Origin of the sequence: Erythrobacter sp. 3-20A1M (assembly GCF_018636735.1) — a bacterium.
GTDB lineage: Bacteria > Pseudomonadota > Alphaproteobacteria > Sphingomonadales > Sphingomonadaceae > Alteriqipengyuania.
In genome coordinates this window covers 3,041,663-3,064,946 of sequence record NZ_CP045200.1, presented here as the reverse complement: position 1 = coordinate 3,064,946, position 23,284 = coordinate 3,041,663, and the positions used below count along the sequence as shown (strand labels likewise).

Below are 23,284 nucleotides of genomic sequence, written 5' to 3'. Positions count from 1 at the left end.
CATATTGCAGGTGGTAAGCTGCAGCAAAACTGCACAAAACCCGGAGCTCGCGATGGCTAGCAAGAATACCAAGACCGATAGCGACGAAACGGTCGTTATCAAGAAATACGCCAACCGGCGGCTCTACAACACTGCCTCGTCGAGCTACATCACGCTCGACGATCTCGCCCGGATGACCCGCGAAGGCGTGGAGTTCAAGGTGATCGACGCGAAGACCGGCGACGATCTCACCCGCACGATCATGACGCAGATCATCATGGAGGCAGAAACGAACGGCGCGGAAATGCTGCCGATTAGCTTCCTGCGCCAGATCATCTCGCTCTACGGTCATTCGATGCAGCCGGTGATGCCACACTTTCTGGAAGCCGCAATGGAGAACTTCTCCACCCACCGGCCCGAATGGCAAAAGGCGATGGAGTCGGGCTGGAAGGATCATCCCTTCGCCAGGATCGCAGAGAACAACATGGAGATGATGCGCGCTGCGACCGAGGCGTTCATGGGTGGGGGCCGGAAGGATAAGCCCGCACCTGCCACCACCGACGAAGCGCCCGCTGCGAAGGGTGACGATCTTGCTGAAATGCGCGCGCAGATGGCGGCGATGCAAAAGCGACTGGACGAACTGGGCAAATAGCGCGAGGGGGCGCCCTTCCGCCCAGCGCCACCGAACATCAGGATCTGCCCGTGCCCGAAATACGCCACGCCCTCTCGATCAAGCGCGCGGACGACTTCGCGCAATGGTACCAGGCGGTCGTTGCCGAAGCGCAGTTGGCCGAGGAATCGGGCGTGCGTGGCTGCATGGTGATCAAGCCGTGGGGCTACGGCATGTGGGAACGCATCCAGCGCCTGCTCGACGACCGGATCAAGGCGAAGGGGCACGAGAACTGTTATTTCCCGCTGCTGATCCCGCTCGCCAATTTCGAGCGCGAGGCGGAGCATGTCGAAGGCTTCGCCAAGGAAATGGCGGTCGTCACGCATCACCGCCTGATCGCCGATGGCAAGGGCGGGCTGATCCCCGATCCCGAGGCGAAGCTGGAAGAGCCGCTGGTGATCCGGCCGACCTCCGAAACGATCATTGGCGATGCCATGGCGCGCTGGATCCAGAGCTGGCGCGACCTGCCGCTGCTGACCAACCAATGGGCCAACGTCATGCGCTGGGAGATGCGCACCCGCATGTTCCTGCGCACCAGCGAATTCCTGTGGCAGGAAGGGCATACCGCGCATGAAACTGCCGAGCAGGCGAAGGCGCACACCATGACCATGCTGGAGGTCTATCGCGCCTGTGCCGAGGAAGATCTCGCGCTGCCGGTGATCGCTGGCGAGAAGCCGGAGAACGAGCGCTTTCCCGGCGCGGTCGAGACTTGGTCGATCGAGGCGATGATGCAGGACGGCAAGGCGCTGCAGGCCGGTACCAGCCATTATCTCGGCACCAATTTCGCGAAGGCGAGCGGCATCCAGTTCCAGGACCGCGAGGGTTCGCAGCAGTTCTGCCACACGACCAGCTGGGGTGTCTCCACCCGCATGATCGGCGGTGTCATCATGACCCATGGCGACGACGACGGGCTGCGCGTACCGCCGCGCATCGCGCCGTGGCAGGTCGTGATCCTGCCGATGCTGCGCGACAAGCCGGAGGATGCGGAACTGCTCGACTATTGCGAGGGGCTGCGCGTTGCGATCGCCGGGCAGCACGCGCTGGGCGAGCCGGTGCGCGTGCTGCTCGACACCAAGCCGGGCAAGGCCGCGGCCAAGCGCTGGGACTGGGTGCGCAAGGGCGCGCCGGTGATCATCGAGGTCGGCGGCCGCGACATGGAAAACGGCGTCGTCAGCCTGCTGCGCCGCGACGCGCTGTGGAATGCCGAAACCGGCAAGCCTGCCTTCCAGACGCCGACGCGCGAGGCCGCCGGCCAGACGATCGGCGGCTTGCTGGGTGATATCCAGCATGCGCTGTTCACCGAGGCGGCGGAGCGGCGCGATGCCAATATCGTGCGCGACATCGCCGATATGGATGGCCTGCGCGCCTTCTATTCGGGCGATGCGCAGTTCCCCGGTTGGGTCGAGGTGCAATGGTCGAAGCCGACCGGTGCGGCGCTGGACAAGGTGGTCGAACAGCTCAAAGAGCTGAAGCTGACGATCCGCAACGTCCCGATGGACGGTCCGGCCGCCGACGGCTCCTGCATCTTCACCGGCGATCCGGCAGTGGAGCGGATCTACGTCGCGAAGGCGTATTGACGCAGTTGTAATCGCGAGCATTCGCGGCGACAGTGCCGCGCATGAAAAAGCCCCTGCTCGCATCCGCCGCTATCGCTCTACTCGCGACACCTCTCGCCGCGCAGGACGATCCGGCGAGCGCCGTGTCCGCCGAACGCCTGAAGGAGACGGTGGAGAAGCTGGTGTCGTTCGGCACGCGGCATACGCTTTCCAGCCAGACCGATCCGAAGCGCGGCATCGGCGCGGCGGTCGATTGGGGCGCGGACGAATTTCGATCGATCTCGAAAGGCTGCGGCGGCTGTCTCGAGGTCGTGCTGCCCGAAACGCAGGTGCAGGGCGGGCGCATTCCCGATCCGGTGCGGTTGCGCGATGTGGTGGCCATCCAGCGCGGGACCGAGCGGCCGAATGAAGTGGTGATCGTGCAGGGCCATATCGACAGCCGCGTCAGCGACGTGATGAACGCGACGGCGGACGCGCCGGGCGCGAACGACGACGGCAGCGGCACCGCCCTGGCGATAGAGGCAGCGCGGGTCCTGTCCAAACACCGATATCCGACCACGATCGTCTACGCGCTGCTCTCGGGCGAGGAGCAGGGGCTCTACGGGGGGCAGTTGCTGGCGGATTACGCGCAGCAGCAGGGGTGGACAGTCAAGGCGGTGCTGAACAACGACATCGTAGGCAACAGCTGCGGTTCGGACGGGTTCTGCGATGCCGGGCACGTCCGCGTCTTTTCCGAAGGGACCCGCGCCGATGTGACCGACCGGGCGCTGTCCGCGCAAGCGCGCGACGGCGGCGAGAACGACAGCCCGAGCCGCAATCTGTCGCGCTTCGTCGATGACATCGCGGAGAAGAGCGAGGGCGAGCTGGCGGTTCGTCAGATATGGCGGACGGACCGGATGGGGCGGGGTGGCGACCAGCTTCCGTTTCTGGATAAAGGTTATCCCGCAATCCGCTTCTCCGTTGCGGTCGAGAACTACGACCAGCAGCATCAGGACCTGAGGACCGAAGACGGAGTCGAATACGGCGACACCATCGACAAGATGGACTTCCCCTACCTCGCCAAGGTCACACAGCTGAACGTGCGTACGCTGGCGGAGCTGGCCCAGGCTCCGATGCCACCCGCCCCGGTCGCGAAAGCAGCGGTGAGCACCGATACCGAAATCAGCTGGAAGCCGGTTGTCGGCGCGCATTCCTATCGCCTCTATCGGCGACGGACGGATCAACCCTACTGGCCGAGTGAGCCGTTCGATACCATCGACGTGCCCGATGCGGTGAGGCAGGCCAACGAAGGGGTTGTCGTATCCGTTCGCGAACCACGCGGACAACGCAATGGAGCAGTTGTCTCTCGTACCGAGATTTCGACCACGCTGGCGCATATCCGCGGCGACGACTGGTTCTTCGGCGTCTCGTCCTGCTCCGCCGACGGCGCGTGCAGCCCGGTCGCCAGCGCGGTTCCCGGCGGCGCTTTCGCACCGCTCGCGCAAGGGGAGGGTGACAGCGAGTAGGGCGATCCCCATATTGGTGGGCGAATGACACAACAGAAAAACGCAAAGCACTCGCACGGCAAGCCCCAGGGCCTGCCGACGCGCGAGCAGATACTCGAATTCATCCAGACCTCCGATACCCCGGCCGGCAAGCGCGAGATCGCGAAGGCCTTCGGTCTGAAGGGACAGGAGAAGATCGCGCTCAAGAAGCGCCTCAAGGACATGGCCGAGGAAGGCCTGATCGACGGCAAGAAGACCGCCTATCATCGCATGGGCGGTGTTCCGAAAGTGACGGTGCTCAAGGTCGTCGAGATCGACGATGGCGATATCTTCGCCGAGCCCGAGAACTGGAACCCGGACGACGGCTCCAAACCGCCGCGCCTGCTGGTGGTCGAAGACAGGGGCGGTCGCGGCAAGGGCCAGAAGAAAACCAAGGGTATGCCCGCCCTCAAGCGCGGCGACCGCATCCTTGCGCGCAACGAAGAAACCGATCGCGGCTGGCGCGCCCACCCGATGAAGAAGCTGCCCGCCCGAACCGAAGGAATGATGGGTGTGGTCGAGATCGACGGCAGCGGGAAAGCGTGGCTTGCACCGATCGACAAGAAGGTGCGCAATGCCTCCCCCATCCGCGACATCGGCGGGGCGGAGGAAGGTCAGCTGGTCCTGGCCGAACCCGCCGGGCGCGGAGCACGCGCGGGGGTAAATGTCACCGAAGTGGTGGGCGATCCGCTCGAGCCGAAAAGCTTCAGCCTGATCGCGATCGCCAAGCACGGCATCCGCCATGTTTTCTCCGAAGAGGTGCTGGAGGAGGCCGAGCGCGCAGCCAAACTGCCGCTGCACGCGGACAAGCGCGAGGACCTGCGCAACGTGCCGATCGTCGCGATCGACCCCGCCGACGCGCGCGACCACGACGATGCCATCTGGGCGGAGCCCGACGGCAATGGCGGCTTCAACGCCATCGTCGCCATCGCCGATGTCAGCTATTACGTGCGGCCCGGCGGCCAGATCGACCGTGAGGCGAGGAAGCGCGGCAATTCGGTCTATTTCCCGGACCGCGTGGTACCGATGCTGCCCGAAGTGCTGAGCGCCGACGTCTGTTCGTTGAAGGCGGATCAGGACCGTGCGGCGATGGCGTGCCACCTGCATATCTCGCCGGAAGGCAAGATAACCAAGTGGCGCTTCACCCGCGCGATCGTGCGGCTCGCGCACAATATCGCCTACGAAGATGCGCAGGCCGCGATCGACGACGGCTCGGCGTCGGACGAGCTCAAGAACCTGTGGGCGGCGTGGAAGGCGCTGTTCGCGGCCCGCGAGGCCCGCGATCCGCTCGATCTGGACCTGCCGGAGCGCCGCGTGGTGCTCGACGACAAGGGCAAGATCGCCGAGATCGCGGTGCGCGAGCGGCTCGATGCCCACCGGGTGGTGGAGGATTTCATGATCGCGGCCAATGTCGCGGCGGCCAAGGCGCTGGAAGCGAAGACCGCTCCCGTGGTCTATCGCATCCACGAACCGCCGAGCCGCGAGAAGCTGATCGCACTGCGCGATTTTCTCGCCACGCAGGACAAGAAGCTGGCGCTGGGCCAGGTCATCACGCCGACGCTGTTCAACCGCTTCCTGAAGGACGTGACGGACGAGGCGGAGAAGGCGCTGTTGATGGAGGCGGTGCTGCGCAGCCAGACGCAGGCCTATTACGGGCCGCAGAACGCGGGCCATTTCGGCCTGTCGCTCGGCAGCTACGCGCATTTCACCTCGCCGATCCGCCGCTATGCCGACCTGCTGGTCCACCGCGCGCTGGTCGATGCCTACGGGCTGGAGCAACCGGCGCCGCCGGGCTCGCTGCCCGATACCAGCGGGCTGTCGGAGCGCGACCGTACCAAGCTGAACGAGATCACCGACGCGATCAGCCAGGCGGAGCGCCGCGCGATGGAGGCGGAGCGCGATACCATCGACCGCTACGTTGCCGCCTATCTCGCCGAGAAGGTCGGCCAGGAATTCGACACGCGCATCACGGGCGTGCAGGGCTTCGGGTTCTTCGCCACCATCCTGGGATTCGGTGGGGACGGGCTGGTGCCGGTCTCCACGTTAGGTCGCGAATATTTCCATTACGACGAGGCCGCGCAGGCGCTGATCGGCTCGGACACCGGCACGCGCTACGAGGTGGGGCAGCGGCTGCGGCTGAAGCTCGCCGAATCGAACCCGCTGACCGGCGCTCTCAAATTCGACGTGCCCGACAGCGATGGCGGCAAGATCGAACCGCGCGGCGATCGCCCACCCGCTCGCAAGAAGGGTGGTCCGCCCAAAGGCAAAGGGACGGGCAGGAGGGATGGCAAGGGCCCGCCAAAGCACGCGCAGGGCAAGCGCGGTCGCCCCGGCAATATCCGGCACCAGGGGCGCAAGAAGAAGTAGGGCGGAACGGGACGCACCCGGGGCCGGTTGGTGAATAAAAGGAGACACCGACCATGCTCATCCCCGGCGAGAAGACCCCCGACATCCAGCTGCCGCTTACGATCGAGGCGCAGTTCGAACTCTCGAAACAGTCGCCCGACGCCTTCACCATGCTCGTGTTCTACCGCGGCAGTCACTGCCCGATATGCGAGAACTATCTGGAGGAACTCGGCGGCGAGCTCGACCGGTTCACCAGACGCGGCCTGAACGTTTTCGCCATCTCCATGGATAGCAAGGAACGGGCGATGAAGGTCGACGACGAATGGGACACCGGCGATCTGCCGCTCGTCTACGATCTGAGCGAGGAGGATGCCCGAAACTGGGGCCTCTATATCTCCGAGAAGCGTGAAGGCAGCGAAGAGCCGGATCGGTTTTCCGAACCCGGCCTGTTCCTGATCCGCCCCGATGGCACACTGTACATGGCGCAGGTGCAAAGTGCGCCCTTCACGCGGCCCGACCTCGACGATCTGCTGGAAAACCTCGATTTCATTGCCGAGGAGGACTATCCGCCGCGGGGAACCGCCACCTGACATCGCGTGGTGGCACTACTCCGAAAGGCGGTCGATTTCCTCGAAGCTGAGACGGCCGGGCAGGAACACCACCGGACACGACAGCGCGCCGACGATCTGCGAGAAATGCGAGACCAGCGGCCCCGGCGCGCCTTCGGCCGCGGCGCTCAGCACCAGCATGGTGACTTCTGGGTGCGTCTCGAGATAGCCGCGCACCACCGTATTGCCGTCGCCCACCTCCACGCTGATCGCGGGCATGCGACCGCTTTCGGAAAAGAGATTGCCCGCCGCGCTAGTGGCGATCGCCTCCGCCCGGTCGCGCGCCTCCTTCTCGATCGTGGCCTGCACGCCGCCGAACGCGTTGAAGCTCTGTGGCTCGACCAGCGCAAGGATCTGCACCGTACCGTGCGTCGCCTCGGCGCGCCTGCTGGCATAGCGCAGTGCCTTTCGCGCCTCTTCGGTCTCGTCGATGATGACAAGGAATGTCCGCAAGTCCGTCTCCCGGGCACGGATATCGGCTGAAAACGTATGCGTGGCAAGGACCTTGCCGCGCTTCGCCTATTTCGCCTAAGCCGTTCGGCAAATCCGCGCCGCCGTAGCGCCAGAGGAGACCCGATGCCCACACCGATCAAGATGCCCGCCCTGTCCCCCACCATGGAGGAGGGGACGCTCGCCAAGTGGCTCGTCGGCGTGGGCGACAAGGTCGAGGCCGGGGACATCATGGCCGAGATCGAGACCGACAAGGCGACCATGGAGTTCGAGGCGGTCGACGAAGGCACTATTGCCAGCATTGAAGTGGACGAGGGGACCGAGGGCGTGGCCGTCGGCACCGTGATTGCGATGCTCGCAGGCGAGGGCGAAGACGTGGAGGAAGCGGCGAACGCCGCGCCGTCCGGCGAGAGCGAGGATAGCGACGACGAGGGGAAGGGCGACCGTCAGGCACCCGCCGACCGCACCACCGCGAAGGACGCGAAGGATGCGAAGCCCGCCTCCGCAAAGACGCAGGAACTGCCGCAATCGGCCCCCGCGCCGAAGGTGGACAGCGACCGCATCATCGCCTCCCCGCTCGCGAAGCGGATCGCGGAGCAGGAGGGCATCGACCTCGCCGAGGTGACCGGCTCCGGTCCCAATGGCCGGATCGTGAAAGCGGACCTCGAAGGTGCCAAGAAAGGCGAAGCGAAGCCAGCGAAAGCCGCGACGAAATCCGACGGCACCGGCGAGATGGAGCAGCCGCGCACCCCGGCGAAGACTCCGGCCGAGAGCGAGTACGGCGCACCTTACGAGGAAGAGAAGCTTTCCAACGTGCGCAAGGTCATCGCCCGCCGCCTGACCGAGAGTAAGCAGCAGGTCCCGCACTACTACCTGTCGATCGACATCCGGCTCGACCCGCTGCTGGACCTCAGGAAGCAGCTCAATGCCGGGCTGGAAGCGGACGGGGTGAAGCTGTCGGTCAATGACCTGCTGATCAAGGCGCTGGCCCGCGCGCTGATGCGCGTGCCCGATTGCAATGTCAGCTATCAGGGCGACACGCTCCACCGCTACAGCCGCGCGGATGTTTCCGTGGCGGTCGCCGCGCCCAGCGGTCTCATCACCCCGATCATCACCGAGGCGGACAGCAAGGGGCTGGCGAAGATCAGCACCCAGATGAAGGAGCTGGCGGGCAAGGCGCGCGACGGGAAGCTGCAACCGCACGAATACCAGGGTGGCACCGCCAGCCTCTCCAATCTCGGCATGTTCGGGATCAAGCAGTTCGACGCGGTAATCAATCCGCCGCAGGCAATGATCATGGCCGTCGGCGCGGGCGAGCAGCGCCCCTATGTGGTCGACGGCGCGCTGGCGGTCGCCACCGTGATGACCGCATCGGGCAGCTTCGACCACCGCGCCATCGACGGCGCCACCGGCGCGCAGCTGATGGAGGCGTTCAAGAGCCTCGTGGAGAACCCGATGGGGCTGGTGGTTTGACTTCCGACCGCGACAAAAGGGCATTTTTGATTGCGATCCCTGTCGCTTCTATTCTTGCGGCTTTTTCTTTTGCCATGTTCGGCATGCTAGGCCGGGACCAGTTCGTAACTCAGAGTGAAATTATCGAACTTGCTGCGATCGTAGGAGCCTACTCGGTCGTCATGCTTCCTTTTGTAGCGTTTGGCGGTGTTCTTGTTGGATTGCCGATAGCGATGCTCCTTCGAAGCTGTGGTATCAAACATGTTGCATTCTGGTCCCTCGTCGGGATGGTAACCGGTGGTGGCGTAAGCCTCGCAATTTTGGGATCGTTCGCGATAACCTTGACGCCTGATGTTGCCACTTGGGCTTTTTCTATCGGCGTGATCCCAGGTTTTGCAGCTGCATTGATTTGGTGGCGAACAACCGAGCGATTTGATGCAGTAGGACGTTCATATGCCTGACCCCAGCCCCCTCATCCGCGTCACCGCGATGCCGACCGACATGAACCCCTATGGCGGGGTGTTCGGCGGGTGGTTGATGAGCCAGATGGCGCTTGGCGCGGGCAGTCTTGCCAGCCGGATCGGCGAGGGCCGGGCAAATGTCGTCGCGGCCACCGATTTCGGCTTTCCCGCCGCGATGGCGCTGGGCGACGAGCTGTCGGTCTATTGCGAGGTCGAGCGCGAGGGCAACACCTCCATCACCATCGCCGCCGAGGGGATCGCGCGCGAGCGCCATGGCGAGGCGACCAAGCTGGTGTGCAAAGGCACCTTCGTGTTCGTCCTGACCCATGACGACGGCACCCCTCGCCCGGTGCGCGCGGCAGGCGCGGCGGCGCTGGACGGGGCGAACGATTGAGTACCTACACCATCCCCCCTTCCGCTCACCCCAAGCTTGTCGGAAGCGAAGCTGATGAGAAGCATCAACGGTCGCACTTGTCTTCGGGTGCCGCACCGGAAGTAAGGACGGTCCTTCGACAGGCTCAGGACCAGCGGAGTGGGGTGATAGACTGTCCTACAGTCGCCATTGCGGGGCATATTCGACGCATGCTTCGCAGCCCGCTTCTTCTCTCAAACCGTATTCCGAAAGCCCCGCGAACCGGTGCTTTTTCTCGACCCAGGACACTGTTCCAGGTGTTCCATCCTGTAGGACTTCAAGAAGGCAATCTCTCCCATGGCTGACCAATACGACGTCATCGTTCTCGGCTCCGGACCCGGTGGCTATGTCGCCGCGATCCGCTGTGCGCAGCTGGGGCTGAAGACCGCGATCGTGGAACGCGAACTGCTTGGCGGGATCTGTCTCAACTGGGGCTGCATCCCGACCAAGGCGCTGCTGCGTTCGGCCGAGATCAAGCACTACATGGATCACGCCAAGGATTACGGCCTGAAGGTCGCAGGCGAGATCGAGGCCGATCTGGAAGCTGTGGTGAAGCGCAGCCGCGGCGTCGCCAAGCAGCTCAACCAGGGTGTCACGCACCTGATGAAGAAGAACAAGATCGCGGTCCACATGGGCGAGGGCACGCTGACCGGCCCGACCTCTCTCACCGTCAAGGGCGAGAAGAGCGAGGAGAAGCTGACCGCCAAGCACATCATCGTCGCCACCGGCGCGCGGGCGCGCGACCTGCCCTTCGCCAAGGCGGACGGCAAGCGCGTGTGGACCTATCGCCACGCGATGACGCCGCCCGAAATGCCCAAGAAGCTGCTGGTGATCGGCAGCGGTGCGATCGGAATCGAGTTCGCGAGCTTCTACAACGACATGGGCGCGGATGTGACCGTGGTCGAGATGCTCGACCGCATCGTCCCGGTGGAGGACAAGGACGTCTCGACCTTCCTCGAAAAGAGCCTGACCAAGCAGGGCATGACGATCATGACCGGCGCGGGCGTGGAGGAGATCAAGGTTTCGGGCAGCGGCGTGAAGGCGAAGATCAAGGCGAAGGACGGCAAGGTTTCGGAAACCGAGTTCTCCCACTGCATCGTCGCCATCGGCATCGTGCCGAATACCGAGAACATCGGGGCCGAAAAGCTGGTCGAGATGGAGCGCGGCTTCATCCAGATCGACGATTACGGGCGCACCAAGTCCAAGGGGTTGTGGGCGATCGGCGACTGCACGCCCGGCCCGTGGCTGGCGCACAAGGCGAGCCATGAAGGTGTCACCACGGCGGAGGCGATCGCGCAGGAGCTGGGCAACAAGGACGTTCATCCGCACCCGCTCGACCGGGCGAACATCCCGGGCTGCACCTATTGCCATCCGCAGATCGCCAGCGTCGGCCTCACTGAGGAAAAGGCGAAGGAAGCGGGTTACGAGGTCAAAGCGGGCACCTTCCCCTTCATCGGCAATGGCAAGGCGATCGCGCTGGGCGAGGCGGAAGGCTTCACCAAGACGGTGTTCGATGCAAAGACCGGCGAGCTGCTGGGCGCGCATATGGTCGGTGCGGAAGTGACCGAGATGATCCAGGGCTTCGTGGTCGGCAAGACGCTGGAGACCACGGAAGCCGAGCTGATGGGCACGATCTTCCCGCACCCGACGATCTCGGAATCGATGCACGAAAGCGTCCTCGCTGCATACGGGCGCGCGCTGCATATCTGACGCGCTACGCGCTTCGTCGCTTTTACTGGCACTCCCTCGCGTCCCGCCCGTTGGGTTCGCGAGAGGAGTTCCAACCGATGGAGTATGAAATCACCGACGATCCGCAAGGCCAGGACGGCGAGCCCGACACCCCCGATTACAACGACGAGAGCGAAGTGATCGACAAGCACCGTGCGCTCGAGAACCAGAGCAGCACGACGCCCGAGCATTACCCGAAGGGGCAACGCGAGGACCAGTCGCTGGTGCAGAAGGACAAGAAACGGAAATAGGGATTGCTGGCGGACAGGGTGGGATTCGAACCCACGAAGGGCTTGCACCCTTGCCGGTTTTCAAGACCGGTGCATTCAACCGCTCTGCCACCTGTCCGCGCTGGCGAGGTCGCTAGGCAAAAGTTTCGCGAATGTCACCCCGGCACGTGGCGTTAGCATTGGGCCATTGGCTGTTAAGGGATGATGTGAGAGTAGGGGCCATGTCACTGTCGCGTCTGATCTTTTCCGCCCTTGTCTTCGCCCTGTCGGTTCCGGTGCCGGCACATGCGCAGGACATGCCGTTCGACGCCTATCTCCAGCTGCTGATCGCGAGGGCGCGGGGCGAGGGGGTGAGCGAGGCGACCATTCGCCGAATGACCGAAGGGCTGACCGCGAACCCACGCGTCATCGAGCTCGACCAGGACCAGCCTGGGAGCTCGCGCGGTTCGGGCTTTCCGGCGCTTGCGCCTTATATCGCGCGGCATGTCGACAATGCACGCATCTCGCGCGGGCGCGAGGTGTCGAGCCAGACGCGCAGCCTCCAGCAGCAGGTCGAGGGTCGCTATGGCGTGCCGGGCGAGATACTCCTCGCGATCTGGGGACACGAGACCAATTACGGCGGCTACAAGGGCGATTTCGACCTCGCGCGTTCGCTCGCGACCCTTGCCTGGGAGGGGCGTCGCCGCGACCTGTTCGCGACCGAATTCGTGGATGTGCTGAAGATCGCGGACAAGGGCTATCCGCGCTCCGAGCTCGTCGGCAGCTGGGCCGGGGCGTTCGGCAATCCGCAATTCCTGCCGAGCGTCTATCTGCGCCTCGCGACCGACGGCGATGGCGATGGGCGCGCGGATATTTTCAACAACCGTGCCGACACGCTGGCGTCGGTCGCGCGCTATTTCGTCGATGCGGGCTGGCGGACCGGCCAGCCCTGGGGCGTGCGCGCCTATGTGCCCGACGGTTTCGACGTCTCGCGCTATGCGACGAAGCTCGACGCGCCGGTCTGCGACCGGGTGCACGGGCGGCATAGCCAGTGGAAGACGGTTCGCGAGTGGCGCGATCTCGGCGTGCAACCGCAGCGCGCGCTGGGCGACGACGTCCTCGCCTCGCTGTTCCAGCCCGACGGAGCGGGTGCGCCGGCCTGGCTCTTGACCTCGAATTACCGGGTTATCCTCGAATATAACTGCTCGAATTACTACGCGATGAGTGTGGGATTGCTTGCAGATGAGATTGCCCGATAATGTCCTGCATGCGGCGTGAGGTGGTTTGCTAACCGCGCTCATGGCCGCCTGCACGAGCGGCGGGTGACGTGGCAAGACGCGCTATCGCCGACCGGATTGACGGCTAAGTGGAAGCAAGCGAGGGGCATCCATCGCGTCCGCACCGGCCCCTACGCAACCCGTGGAAAGGCCGAAGCGGCGCTCGCCAAGGTGCGGGCGGCAGGCTATAGCGACGCCCGCGTGTTTACAGCAGGTTGAACCGCCGGCCCCGCCGGCGGGCGGGAGCTAGGGTGAGTTCGAAACTGAAGAGAGCAATCGTCTCGGTCGTAACGGCTTTTTGCCTGACCGTACCTGCGGTCGCCAAGGACGACGTGCCATCGCTTCCCGATGCAAATGATGCCCCGATAGCGCTGCTGGTCGATGGGGGCAGCGGGCAGGTCCTGTTCTCGCGCAACCCCGACTTGCGCTTCATGCCAGCCTCCATCACCAAGGTGATGACGGTCTACACCGCCTTCCGTCTGGTGAAGCAGGGCAAGCTGTCGCTGGCGCAACATTTTCCCTACACCGATACCGCGTTCGCCGAATGGGATCGCAAGGGCTCCAGCCTGTTCCTTCCGCGCGGAGCGAACCCGAGCGTCGATCTGCTGCTGAGGGGCATCACGACCGTTTCGGCCAATGACGGCGCTGTCGTTCTGGCGGAAGGGGCGGGGGGCTCCGTCGCGGGGTGGACCCGGATGATGAATGCGAATGCGCGTCGACTGGGCATGCGCGATAGCCATTTCAACACGCCCAATGGCTGGCCGGACCAAGGCGGGACCTTCGTGACGGCGCACGATCTGGTGATCCTCGGCCGCGCGATGGTGAACGATTATCCGACGCTGTTTCGCCGCTATGTTGGCAAGCCGGGTATGCGGGCCTTCGGCATCGCGCAGGACAATCACGATCCGATCCTGGGCAAGGTCGAGGGCGCGGACGGGATCAAGACCGGCTTCACCAACCAGGCGGGCTATGGCTTCCTGGGCACGGCGGAGCGCGACGGACGCCGCCTGATGCTGGTCGTGGCGACCAGCGACACCTGGCGTCAGCGCAATGCCGCGGCGCGCGATCTGATGGAGTGGGGTTTCGCCCGCTTCGCCAATCAGAACCTGTTCCCGGCGGGCAAGCCGATCGCGATGGCACGGGTCCAGAACGGTTCGGCCAGCGAGCTGCCGCTCATCGCCCCGCGACCGGTGCGGCTCTCCGTACCTCAAGGCAACACCGGACCGGTAAAGGTCGAACTGCTCTACGACGGGCCGCTGGAGGCCCCGATCGCGAAGGGCGAGGAGGTCGCCCGGCTCAAGCTGACGGCACCGGGTCTCGAACCCTCCACCGTTCCACTGGTCGCGGGTGAGGCGGTCGAGCGGGCCGGTCCGCTGCGCCGCATCGTGAACGGCTTTACCGCTTTCCTGCGATGACGCCCGGACGGTTCATCGCCTTAGAAGGGGGAGAGGGGTCGGGTAAATCGACGCAGGCGAGGCTGCTGGCCGATCGGTTGCAGGATGCGGGCGTCGCCGTCGTCATGACCCGCGAGCCCGGTGGTACGCCGGGTGCGGAGGCCATTCGCACGCTGCTCCTCGATCCACCGGGGAAAGGGTGGGGCGCGCGGGCCGAGGCGCTGCTGTTCGCCGCCGCACGGGCAGACCATGTCGAACGGCTGATCCGCCCATCGCTGGCGGCGGGAAAATGGGTCGTATGCGACCGCTTCATCGATTCGAGCCGTGCCTATCAGGGCGGCGCCGGCGGCCTGGGTGACGCGGCGATAGTCAGTCTCCACGGCTTCGGAAGCGAGGGGCTGCGGCCCGATCTCACCCTACTCCTGCAAGTTTCAGCAGCCAGCGCGACGACGCGCCTGGCGCAGCGGGACGGCGGGCGTTCGGATGCCATCGGCGGGCGCGATGCCGCCTACCATGCTGCCGTCGCCTCGTCCTTCGCCGAGATCGCGGAAATTGAGCCGACCACGACCGTGCAGATCGACGCAGAAGCGGACCCCGCGACTGTGGCCGACCGGATATGGACCGTCGTCGCGCCTCTGACAGAGGGCAGCCGGTGACGCAGCCAGGCCACGAAGCCGCCTGGCGCGAATGGAACGCAGCCCGTTCGGGCGCGCGGATGCATCATGCCTGGATACTCGCGGGCAAGCAGGGGCTCGGGAAGCGAGCCTTTGCGAACGCGGCCGCGCGGTCGCTGGTGGGCGCGGAAGAGGGCACGCAGCATCCCGACATCCTTACGCTCACCCACCCGCCGAAGGACGACAAGGAAGACCGCAAGCGCGCGGACGGCAAGCCTTACGAACGCGCGCGCAGCATTCGCATCGCCCAGATCCGCGAGATGCAGCGGCGGCTGGCGACCCGGCCGACCCTGGGCGAGCGCCGCGCGATCGTGATCGATCCCGCCGACGATCTGGAGCGCAACGCGGCGAACGCCCTGCTCAAGAGCCTGGAGGAACCGCCGCAGGGCACGTTTTTCCTGCTGGTGTCGCATCGCCCGGCGCGGCTCCTTCCCACCATCAGGTCGCGATGCCGTATCCTGCGCTTCGCCCCGGTCGGCGAAGACGCCATACTCGCTTTCCTGGCCGAAGCCGCGCCCCAATCCGACGAAGCGGCGCGGCGGGCGGCGGCGGCCGGTGCGGGCGGCTCCCCCGGCGCGGCGCTTACTTTCATCGAGCAGGAGCTGGCTCCGGTCGAGGAGCTGATGCGCTGCCTGGTGCGCGAGGGCGACCGTGATTTCGCGCTGCGCGGCAGGCTGGTGGACGCGATCGGCAATCGGCCCGACCGCACGCGGCTGCAGGCGATATTCGACCTCTCGCGCAACGTCTTGCGGGACGAGGCCGTCGGCGCGCAGGGTCCGACGCTCGCCGCCGTGGCGGATGCGCACGCCGCCATGGTCGCCCTGGCGGCCCAGGCCCCGACCTACAATTTCGACCCCGGCTTCCTGTCGACCGAAATCGGCGGGTTGCTCGCATCGGCCGCCGGGCATAGGAGCACGGCCGATGTCTGATCCTTACTATATCACCACCGCCATCAGCTATCCTAACGGACCGCCGCATATCGGCCATGCGTACGAGGCGATCGCGGCCGATGTCATCGCGCGTTTCCAGCGGTTCCGCGGGCGCGAGGTGCGGTTCCAGACCGGCACCGACGAACACGGGCTGAAGATGGCGCGCAAGGCGGAGGAGCAAGGCAAGACTCCGCGCGAGCTGGCGGACGAGATGTCCGGCCGGTTCCGCCGCATGTGCGATGCGCTCGACATCTCCTACGATCGCTTCATCCGCACAGTCGATGCTGATCACCACCGCGCCAGCCAGGCGATCTGGCGCGCGATGGAAGCCAAGGGCGACCTCTACCTGGATCGCTACGAGGGCTGGTATTCGGTCCGCGACGAGGCGTTCTACGACGAGAAGGAACTGGTCGACGGGGAAGGGGGCGAGCGTCTTTCCCCGCAAGGGACGCCGGTCGAGTGGACCGTGGAGGAAAGCTGGTTCTTCCGCCTGTCGAGCTATCAGGAGAAGCTGCTGGCGCTGCTGCGCACGCCCGGTTTCCTCGAACCGGAAAGCCGGCGGAACGAGATGATCGCGTTCGTCGAAGGCGGCCTGCGCGATCTTTCGATCAGCCGCACCAGCTTCGACTGGGGCGTGAAGGTGCCGGGCAGCGACGACCACGTCATGTATGTCTGGGTCGATGCGCTGACGAATTACATTACAGGGCTCGGCTACCCAGACGATACCGAATTGTGGCGCAAGTTCTGGCCCGCCGACCTGCACCTGATCGGGAAGGACATCGTTCGCTTTCATACGATCTACTGGCCGGCTTTCCTGATGAGCGCCGATCTGCCGACCCCTAAGAAGGTGTTCGGCCACGGCTTCCTGCTCAATCGCGGGCAGAAGGAATCGAAATCGCTCGGCAATGTCACCGATCCGCTGACCCTTGCGGACAGCTTCGGCGTCGATACGCTGCGCTATTTCCTGCTGCGGGAGGTCGCGTTCGGTCAGGACGGCAGCTATTCGCCGGAGGCGATCGTGACGCGCGCCAATGCAGAACTGGCGAACAGCTTCGGAAATCTCGTACAGCGCACATTATCCATGATTCACAAGAACATGGATGGTGTTCTTGAGGATTTCTCTCCGGATGGTGCCGATCGCAGTCTGCTGACCGTGGTGCAGGATGCCTGTCGTGAGGCTTTGCCGGAGGCTTTCGAGAGGCTGGCGTTCTCGACCGGGCTCGAAGAGTGGATGCGCGCGGTCTTCGCCTGCAACCAGTATGTCGACGAGCAGGCTCCATGGGCTCTGCGCAAGACCGATCCCGAGCGGATGAAGGCCGTCTTGCAGACGCTGCTGATCGCGATCCGCGATCTCGCGCTGGCGGTGCAGCCGGTCATCCCGAACAAGGCGAAGGCCGTGCTCGATGCCGTAGGCTGCGAACCGGAGCGGCGCGGCTTCGCCGATCTCTCGAACGAGGGGTGGTTCGGCGCTCTGGTCGCCAGCGGTCATCGCATCGCCAAGCCGGAGCCGATCTTCCCGCGCCTCGAACTGCCGGAAACGGACGCGGCGTGATGCTGATCGATAGCCATTGCCACCTAGAATACGAAGGTCTGGTCGAGGATCAGGCGGCGGTGCTCGATCGCGCGCGTGCGGCCGGGGTCCACGGCTTTCTGAACATCTCCACACGCCAGTCGGAATGGGACCGGGTGGTCGGTACGGCGCAACGCGAGCCGGATGTATGGGCCAGCGTTGGGATCCACCCGCACGAGGCAGACGCGCACGAGGATCTCGGTCGCGAGGCGCTGCTGGCGGCGACGCAGCAGGATCGCGTCATCGGCATTGGTGAAACCGGGCTCGACTATTATTACGACAAGTCCGACCGCCAAGTGCAACAGGCCCTGTTCCGGATGCACATCGGCGTGGCGCGCGAGACCGGCCTGCCCATCGTCATCCACACGCGCGATGCTGAAGAAGATACCGCCGCGATCCTCTCGCAAGAAATGGAGCAGGGCGCGTTCCCTGCGCTGATCCATTGCTTCACCGCATCGGCGGAGTTCGGACAAAAGGTTCTCGATCTGGGGCTGACGATCTCGCTGTCCGGCATCGTCACATTCAAGAATGCCAAGGATTTGCAGGAAGTGGCCAAGGGCGTGCCCGCCGATCGGCTGCTGGTCGAAACCGACAGCCCGTTTCTCGCGCCCGTACCCAATCGAGGCAAAACTTGCGAACCGGCATTCGTGCGGGACACCGCGACATTTGTCGCCGAGCTTCGGGGCGTCCCGCTGGACGGCCTGGCCGAAACAACCACCGCCAATTTCCACCGTCTGTTCACTCGGGCGAAGGCGTGAAGGTCACGCTGCTCGGTTCGGGCACCTCGACCGGGGTTCCCCGCAGCAACGGCGACTGGGGTGCCTGCGACCCGGACGAGCCACGGAATCATCGGATGCGCGTCTCGATCATGGTCGAGAGCGACGAGGGCAAGCGGATCCTGGTGGACACCTCGCCCGATCTTCGGCGCCAACTGCTCGACAACGACATCGCTTCGATCGACGGCGTATTCTGGACCCACGACCATGCCGACCACTGCCACGGGATCGATGATTTACGGTCGCTCCGTTACGGACGTTCAGGGCCGATTCCGGGCTACGGAACAGAAGAAACGGTCAGGCGGCTGCGCGCGCGCTTCAGCTACGTGTTCGCTGGGGAATATGTTACCCGACCATTGTCGAGCTCGATACGCTTGATCGACTTAGAATCTTCGCAGGCTTCGGGATAGGTTGGTGCCGTATGCCGCACGGTCCAGCGAAGAGCACCGGTTTTCGCTTCGAAAAAGACGGAAAGACAATCGGTTACGCCACAGACTTCAGCGAGATTACAGCTGATATGACTGCGCTATTTAGCGGGGTGGACGTGCTTGTGTGCGATTGTTTGCGGCGCGATCCGCATCCCACGCATGCTCATCTCGCGATGGCGCTGAATTTGGCCAAGCGATGCCGGGTTGGAAAACTCGTCCTGACACATTTGGACAAATCGATGGATTACAGAGCGTTGCAGGCTGAAGTTCCCAAGGGTGTTATCGTCGGCCACGATGGACTGGTGGTGGAAGCATAATGGGCAACGAAGTGCTCCAGATCGTGGTGCTACTTGGCTGGCTTATCCTGGCGCTTGGCGCGTTCGCATCCTTTCGGCTCGACTGGCGCTCCGGTTTGCGCTTGGCGCTGGTCTGGGCCGCGATTTTCACAGGGCTCGCGATTGTCATCTCGATGATTGTCTGAAGGGCAAATCAGGCGCCCGCCCACCCTGGACCAATATTATTTAACATAATATATATTATCACTCTCGGTTTGAGGTGGTGAGAGAGTTCCCCGACATGCTGGCGTACGGCTCCCTCACCGATTAGGCAGCGCACATGACCAACCCGATCGAACGACTGCTCGAAATCATGGCCAGGCTCCGCGATCCGGAGACCGGATGCGACTGGGATCGCGCGCAGACTTTCGCGACCATCGCACCGTACACGATCGAGGAAGCGTACGAAGTCGCCGATGCGATCGAACGCAACGCGCTCGGCGATCTGCGCGAGGAACTGGGCGACCTGCTTTTCCAGGTCGTATTCCATGCTCGCATGGCCGAGGAAGCCGGTGTGTTCTCCTTCGAAGATGTCGCTCGGACGATTTGCGAGAAGATGGAGTCGCGCCATCCACATATTTTCGGAACCGCTTCCGACGGCGCGATGACCGATGAACGTTGGGAGACGCTGAAGGCGACAGAACGCGACAGCAAAGGCGCGACCAGCTCGATGGACGGGGTCGCCGGTGCGTTGCCCGCGCTGCTCAGGGCGGAAAAGCTGCAAAAGCGCGCGGCTCGCGACGGGTTCGACTGGCCGGATGTCGACGGCCCGCGCGCAAAGGTCCTCGAGGAGATGGACGAACTCTCCGAAGCAGCGACGGCCGAGGATCGGGTGGAGGAAGCCGGCGATTTGCTGTTTGCCGCGGTCAACCTTGTCCGAGCCTACGGTGTCCCGGCGGAAGAGGCATTGCGCGCCGCCAATAGGAAGTTCGAGCGGCGCTATCGCGTGATGGAAAACCTGGCCGACGGTTCGTTCGCCGAGCTCGATCTGGACCAGCAGGAAGCGCTTTGGAACCGCGTCAAGAAAACCGCCCAGCGCACCTCGTGATAGCACGCAGGCGGCCCCGCCGCATGTTCACGCGGCGTCGGTAGCGGAGAGGGACCGAAACCGCCCGTATTCCCGCGGCGTCAGGCGGACGCTCAATCGCGCTACCAATCCGCCCTCCTCTTCCGCCTGCGACAGGACATGGCCGTGCTGGTGGAGCCACGCCAGGCGCTTGCCATCGGTCGCCGGCAAAGCCAGCTCGTAGCACCGCGCATCGGCTGTCAGTATCGCGTCGATGCGCGTGCGCAGGTCGTCTATGCCCTCTCCTCTGGCTGCGGAAATGGGCACTACGTTCGGATCGTTCGCGGCCGCCTGGCCGAGCTCCTCGCGTGTTTCCGGATCGAGCAAATCCCACTTGTTCCACGCTTCGACGACCGGCGTCGGTTCGTGCCCGTCGTCACCCTCCCCCACCCCGACGCCGAGGTCGGCGAGCACATCGAGCACCTGCTGCTTCTGCGCCGCGTTTGCCGGATTGGCCATGTCGCGCACATGGACGATGACATCGGCAGCAACGACCTCTTCCAGCGTAGCGCGAAATGCCGCGACGAGTTGTGTCGGCAGGTCCGAAATGAAGCCCACCGTGTCGGACAGGATGACCTTCTCCATCCCCGGCAGCTCGATCGCCCGCATGGTCGGATCGAGCGTGGCGAACAGGAGATCTTCCGCCATAACGTCCGATCCGGTCAGCCGGTTGAAAAGCGTCGATTTACCGGCATTGGTGTAACCGACGATCGCGACCAGAGGCCACGGCGCCCGCTCTCGCCGATCGCGATGCAGGGAACGGGTCTTGCGAACCTGTTCGATATCCCGCCGCAATCGCGCCATGCGCTGGCGGATCATTCGCCGGTCGGCCTCGATCTGCGTTTCGCCCGGCCCGCCCAGGAAGCCGAAGCCACCTCTCTGCCGCTCGAGGTGGGTCCAGCTGCGCACGAGGCGACTGCTCTGGTAATCGAGGTGCGCCAGCTCGACCTGCAAGCGGCCCTCCGCCGTCGCGGCCCGTTCGCCGAAGATTTCCAGGATCAGGCCGGTCCGGTCGATCACCTTGCGCTTGAGCGCGTCTTCCAGATTGCGCTGCTGAATCGCGCTCAACGCGCCATCGATAATGACGAGTTCGATTTCGTGCTGCTCGCACTCGGTGCCGATCCGTTCGACCTGACCGGCGCCAAACAGCGTGTTCGGCCGGACGTCGCGTACCGGAAGCACGTAACTATGGGCGATCTCGATGCCGATGGCGAGCGCGAGCCCGCACGCCTCTTCCAGCCGCTCCTGCGCGCCCAGTTCGTAATCGGCTCCGCGAATATCGGGGCACACGACTAACGCTCGCGCGCCCGAGGTCACCTCTCCCAGCAGGTCGTCGTCCAGGTTCAGCGGCTCAGCCCTCTTCATCGGGGCTGCCGTCGTCGGCGTCCCCTTCCCATTCGGTCAAGTCCACCGGGCTGGCCGGCTGAATGGTCGACACCGCATGCTTGTATGCCAGCTGGACGTAGCCATCGCGCTCCAAAAGCGTGCAGAACAGGTCATAGGCAGCGATCCGGCCCTGGAGCATGACGCCATTCACCAAGAACATGGTCACTTGCACCTCGGCCTCGCGCACCCGGCTCAGGAACACGTCCTGCAATAGGCGCTGCTTCGCGCTGCCGTCCTTACTCCCGAACTGTTCGGCCTCCATCGGTTGGCCCGGCATGATGGTGCTGATCGCGTGTTTGTAGACCAGCTGAGATTGGCCATCCCGACGCAGGAGCAGCGAGAAATTGTCGAACCAGGTGACGATGCCCTGCAGCTTCACGCCCTTGACCAGAAAGACAGTGACCGGCGTCTTTTGACGACGCAGCAGATTGAGGAATGCATCCTGCAGGTTGCCCGGCGCTGGCACGGGTTTGGGCGGCTCCTTCTTCGGCGCTCGCGGCTTGACGGTCAGGGTCTTTCCTTCGGCCACTTGTTCGGCTCCTGTTATGGGCGACCCGTAAGCCGGGCCGCGATCTGGAAGGTTACCGATCAGGTACCTACCGGGAAAATAAGGCGCTGGTGATAAAGAGAACGCCCTTCGTCAAATGTGGATGATGGACGCGGGTTCCGCAAGCCGGCACATCATTCTTCCTTGCGATCGGACATGCCGAGTATTTTCAACTTTCGGTGCAGGGCCGATCGTTCCATCCCGATGAAGGTAGCGGTCTTCGAGATGTTGCCGGAGAAGCGACGGATCTGGATCGTCAGATACTCGCGTTCGAAGGTTTCCCGCGCCTCACGCAAGGGAACGCCCATCAGCGAAGCGAGCCCGGGAGCGCCCCCGATCTTTCCGCTCGTTACCTCGCTGGGGAGCATGTCGGGCTCGATCTTTTCCAGCCGTTCGCGCGGCGACAGGATGATGGTGCGCTCGACCACATTGCGCAGCTGTCGCACATTGCCCGGCCAGTCGTATGCCTGAAGCGCGGCCATCGCTTCTTCGCTGATGGAGGGAGGCGCGATGCCCTGCTCGGCGGCGTACCGGGTGAAGAAATGGTCGGCCAGCGCGGGTATATCGTCCCGGCGTTCGGTCAGCGATGGAACGGTGACCGGCACGACGTTGAGGCGGTAGAACAAATCCTCGCGAAACCGCTTCTCGTCGATCTCCGCCTGGAGATCGCGCGAGGTCGACGAGACGACCCGCATGTCGACGCCGATCTGCCGGGTTCCGCCGACCCTGACGAAGCTCTGTTCCGTCAGAACGCGGAGGATCCGCGCCTGGGTCGACAGCGGCATGTCCGCAACTTCGTCAAGGAACAGGGTTCCACCGTCCGCCAGTTCGAGCAATCCGGCACGAACCAGTTTTCCGTCGGCTTCCTCTCCAAACAATTCCTGCTCGAACCGTTCCGGCGTTATCCGGGCGGAGTTCACTACGACAAAGGCACTTTCGGCCCGCGGGCTCCAATTGTGCAGAAGGCGCGCCGCCACTTCTTTACCTGCTCCCGCCGGGCCGGTGATCAGCACCCGGCTGCCAGTGCCTGCCACGCGCTTCAGGGTAGCGCGAAGCTGGTTCACCACCGCCGAATTGCCGGTAAATTCCTCCCCGCCGGGAGTGTCCTGACGCAGTCGTTCGTTTTCACGGCGAAGCCGATCTGTCTCGGTCGCACGCGCGACGAGGAGCAGCAGGCGCTCCGCCTCGAACGGCTTTTCGATGAAATCCATCGCCCCGCGCGAAACCGCGGATACCGCAGTATCGATATTGCCGTGCCCTGAGAAGACGATCACCGGCAGGTTGGGCTCGCGCAGCTTGATCGCGTCGAGCACTTCGAGACCGTCGAGCTTGCTGCCGTGCAGCCACACATCCAGCAGAACGAGGCTGGGGCGCTTCTCGTCCACCATGTCGAGCGCGGTTTGCCCGTCGGCGGCGGTCCGGCACTCGTACCCCTCGTCACTGAGTACACCCGACACGAGATCGCGAATATCGCGTTCGTCATCCACGACAAGTATTTCGAGCGCCAT

The 23,284-nt window shown here is 64.3% G+C and carries 23 protein-coding genes, 1 tRNA gene and 1 pseudogene; 20 read left to right on the top strand and 5 right to left on the bottom strand.

Annotated elements, in window-relative coordinates:
• Positions 1–52: 52 nt before the first annotated feature.
• Genes phaR through F7D01_RS14805 form a run of 5 tightly spaced genes read left to right on the top strand, consistent with a single transcriptional unit; the run spans position 53 to position 6,664 of the window.
• Positions 53–631: a polyhydroxyalkanoate synthesis repressor PhaR gene (phaR, locus tag F7D01_RS14825; protein ID WP_215228203.1), complete on the top strand. Its 579-nt coding sequence runs from the start codon at positions 53–55 to the stop codon at positions 629–631.
• A 50-nt stretch (positions 632–681) separates the two neighbouring features.
• Positions 682–2,226 carry an aminoacyl--tRNA ligase-related protein gene (locus tag F7D01_RS14820; protein WP_215228202.1) on the top strand — a complete coding sequence of 515 codons (1,545 nt, stop codon included), beginning with the start codon at positions 682–684 and terminating at the stop codon, positions 2,224–2,226.
• 41 nt (positions 2,227–2,267) lie between these two features.
• Positions 2,268–3,710: a M28 family peptidase gene (locus F7D01_RS14815; RefSeq protein WP_215228201.1), complete on the top strand. Its 1,443-nt coding sequence runs from the start codon at positions 2,268–2,270 to the stop codon at positions 3,708–3,710.
• A gap of 24 nt (positions 3,711–3,734) precedes the next feature.
• Complete coding sequence (rnr, locus tag F7D01_RS14810; RefSeq protein ID WP_215228200.1) at positions 3,735–6,095, top strand: ribonuclease R; 2,361 nt, start codon at positions 3,735–3,737, stop codon at positions 6,093–6,095.
• Between the two features lie 53 nt (positions 6,096–6,148).
• Positions 6,149–6,664: a peroxiredoxin-like family protein gene (locus F7D01_RS14805; protein WP_215228199.1), complete on the top strand. Its 516-nt coding sequence runs from the start codon at positions 6,149–6,151 to the stop codon at positions 6,662–6,664.
• 15 nt (positions 6,665–6,679) lie between these two features.
• Here the strand turns inward: F7D01_RS14805 and F7D01_RS14800 are convergent, their stop codons facing one another.
• Positions 6,680–7,135 carry a universal stress protein gene (locus F7D01_RS14800; protein WP_215228198.1) on the bottom strand — a complete coding sequence of 152 codons (456 nt, stop codon included), beginning with the start codon at positions 7,133–7,135 and terminating at the stop codon, positions 6,680–6,682.
• A 123-nt stretch (positions 7,136–7,258) separates the two neighbouring features.
• Here F7D01_RS14800 and F7D01_RS14795 point away from each other — a divergent pair, with 123 nt between their 5' ends.
• From F7D01_RS14795 to F7D01_RS14775, 5 genes are all read left to right on the top strand, one after another.
• Positions 7,259–8,605 (top strand): pyruvate dehydrogenase complex dihydrolipoamide acetyltransferase, encoded by a 1,347-nt coding sequence (locus tag F7D01_RS14795; protein ID WP_215228197.1) that lies wholly within the window; start codon positions 7,259–7,261, stop codon positions 8,603–8,605.
• Positions 8,602–9,045: a hypothetical protein gene (locus F7D01_RS14790; RefSeq protein ID WP_215228196.1), complete on the top strand. Its 444-nt coding sequence runs from the start codon at positions 8,602–8,604 to the stop codon at positions 9,043–9,045. Before F7D01_RS14795 ends, F7D01_RS14790 begins: the two co-directional genes overlap by 4 nt.
• Positions 9,038–9,439, top strand: a complete 402-nt coding sequence (locus tag F7D01_RS14785) for an acyl-CoA thioesterase (RefSeq protein ID WP_215228195.1) — start codon at positions 9,038–9,040, stop codon at positions 9,437–9,439. The genes F7D01_RS14790 and F7D01_RS14785 overlap by 8 nt, the downstream gene beginning before the upstream one ends.
• A 315-nt stretch (positions 9,440–9,754) precedes the next feature.
• A complete protein-coding gene (gene lpdA / locus F7D01_RS14780) occupies positions 9,755–11,167 on the top strand; it encodes a dihydrolipoyl dehydrogenase (protein WP_215228194.1) in 1,413 nt (470 codons plus the stop codon).
• A 77-nt stretch (positions 11,168–11,244) separates the two neighbouring features.
• The gene (locus F7D01_RS14775) at positions 11,245–11,436 is read left to right on the top strand and encodes a hypothetical protein (RefSeq protein ID WP_215228193.1); all 192 of its coding nucleotides are present in this window, start codon (positions 11,245–11,247) and stop codon (positions 11,434–11,436) included.
• A gap of 7 nt (positions 11,437–11,443) precedes the next feature.
• Here F7D01_RS14775 and F7D01_RS14770 read toward each other — a convergent pair.
• Positions 11,444–11,533, bottom strand: a tRNA-Ser gene (locus F7D01_RS14770).
• A 103-nt stretch (positions 11,534–11,636) separates the two neighbouring features.
• Between F7D01_RS14770 and F7D01_RS14765 the strand changes: the two genes are divergently transcribed.
• The 10 genes and pseudogenes from F7D01_RS14765 (at position 11,637) to mazG (ending at position 19,825) form a co-directional block, all read left to right on the top strand.
• Positions 11,637–12,653, top strand: a complete 1,017-nt coding sequence (locus F7D01_RS14765) for a lytic transglycosylase domain-containing protein (RefSeq protein WP_215228192.1) — start codon at positions 11,637–11,639, stop codon at positions 12,651–12,653.
• A 15-nt stretch (positions 12,654–12,668) separates the two neighbouring features.
• Complete coding sequence (locus tag F7D01_RS14760) at positions 12,669–12,890, top strand: SPOR domain-containing protein (RefSeq protein WP_215228191.1); 222 nt, start codon at positions 12,669–12,671, stop codon at positions 12,888–12,890.
• A 32-nt stretch (positions 12,891–12,922) separates the two neighbouring features.
• Entirely contained in the window at positions 12,923–14,086 is a 1,164-nt protein-coding gene (locus F7D01_RS14755) for a D-alanyl-D-alanine carboxypeptidase family protein (protein ID WP_215228190.1), read from the top strand.
• The gene (tmk, locus tag F7D01_RS14750) at positions 14,083–14,721 is read left to right on the top strand and encodes a dTMP kinase (RefSeq protein ID WP_215228189.1); all 639 of its coding nucleotides are present in this window, start codon (positions 14,083–14,085) and stop codon (positions 14,719–14,721) included. Before F7D01_RS14755 ends, tmk begins: the two co-directional genes overlap by 4 nt.
• Complete coding sequence (locus tag F7D01_RS14745; RefSeq protein ID WP_251566940.1) at positions 14,718–15,668, top strand: DNA polymerase III subunit delta'; 951 nt, start codon at positions 14,718–14,720, stop codon at positions 15,666–15,668. Before tmk ends, F7D01_RS14745 begins: the two co-directional genes overlap by 4 nt.
• Positions 15,661–17,220 carry a methionine--tRNA ligase gene (metG, locus tag F7D01_RS14740; protein ID WP_215228187.1) on the top strand — a complete coding sequence of 520 codons (1,560 nt, stop codon included), beginning with the start codon at positions 15,661–15,663 and terminating at the stop codon, positions 17,218–17,220. The genes F7D01_RS14745 and metG overlap by 8 nt, the downstream gene beginning before the upstream one ends.
• Complete coding sequence (locus F7D01_RS14735) at positions 17,220–17,996, top strand: TatD family hydrolase (protein WP_215228186.1); 777 nt, start codon at positions 17,220–17,222, stop codon at positions 17,994–17,996. Before metG ends, F7D01_RS14735 begins: the two co-directional genes overlap by 1 nt.
• Positions 17,993–18,759 (top strand): annotated as a pseudogene (locus F7D01_RS14730) (MBL fold metallo-hydrolase). The gene F7D01_RS14735 and the pseudogene F7D01_RS14730 overlap by 4 nt, the downstream one beginning before the upstream one ends.
• The gene (locus F7D01_RS14725) at positions 18,759–18,923 is read left to right on the top strand and encodes a hypothetical protein (RefSeq protein ID WP_215228185.1); all 165 of its coding nucleotides are present in this window, start codon (positions 18,759–18,761) and stop codon (positions 18,921–18,923) included. Before F7D01_RS14730 ends, F7D01_RS14725 begins: the two are co-directional and overlap by 1 nt.
• 134 nt (positions 18,924–19,057) lie before the next feature.
• Positions 19,058–19,825, top strand: a complete 768-nt coding sequence (gene mazG, locus F7D01_RS14720; protein WP_215228184.1) for a nucleoside triphosphate pyrophosphohydrolase — start codon at positions 19,058–19,060, stop codon at positions 19,823–19,825.
• 27 nt (positions 19,826–19,852) lie between these two features.
• On the opposite strand, the gene hflX is transcribed toward mazG, so the two are convergent.
• The 3 genes from hflX to F7D01_RS14705 all read right to left on the bottom strand — a co-directional run bounded on the left by hflX (position 19,853) and on the right by F7D01_RS14705 (position 23,284).
• Positions 19,853–21,208, bottom strand: a complete 1,356-nt coding sequence (gene hflX / locus F7D01_RS14715) for a GTPase HflX (RefSeq protein ID WP_215228183.1) — start codon at positions 21,206–21,208, stop codon at positions 19,853–19,855.
• Entirely contained in the window at positions 21,195–21,758 is a 564-nt protein-coding gene (gene hfq, locus F7D01_RS14710) for an RNA chaperone Hfq (RefSeq protein ID WP_215228182.1), read from the bottom strand. Before hfq ends, hflX begins: the two co-directional genes overlap by 14 nt.
• Positions 21,759–21,910: 152 nt before the next feature.
• Complete coding sequence (locus tag F7D01_RS14705; RefSeq protein ID WP_215228181.1) at positions 21,911–23,284, bottom strand: sigma-54 dependent transcriptional regulator; 1,374 nt, start codon at positions 23,282–23,284, stop codon at positions 21,911–21,913.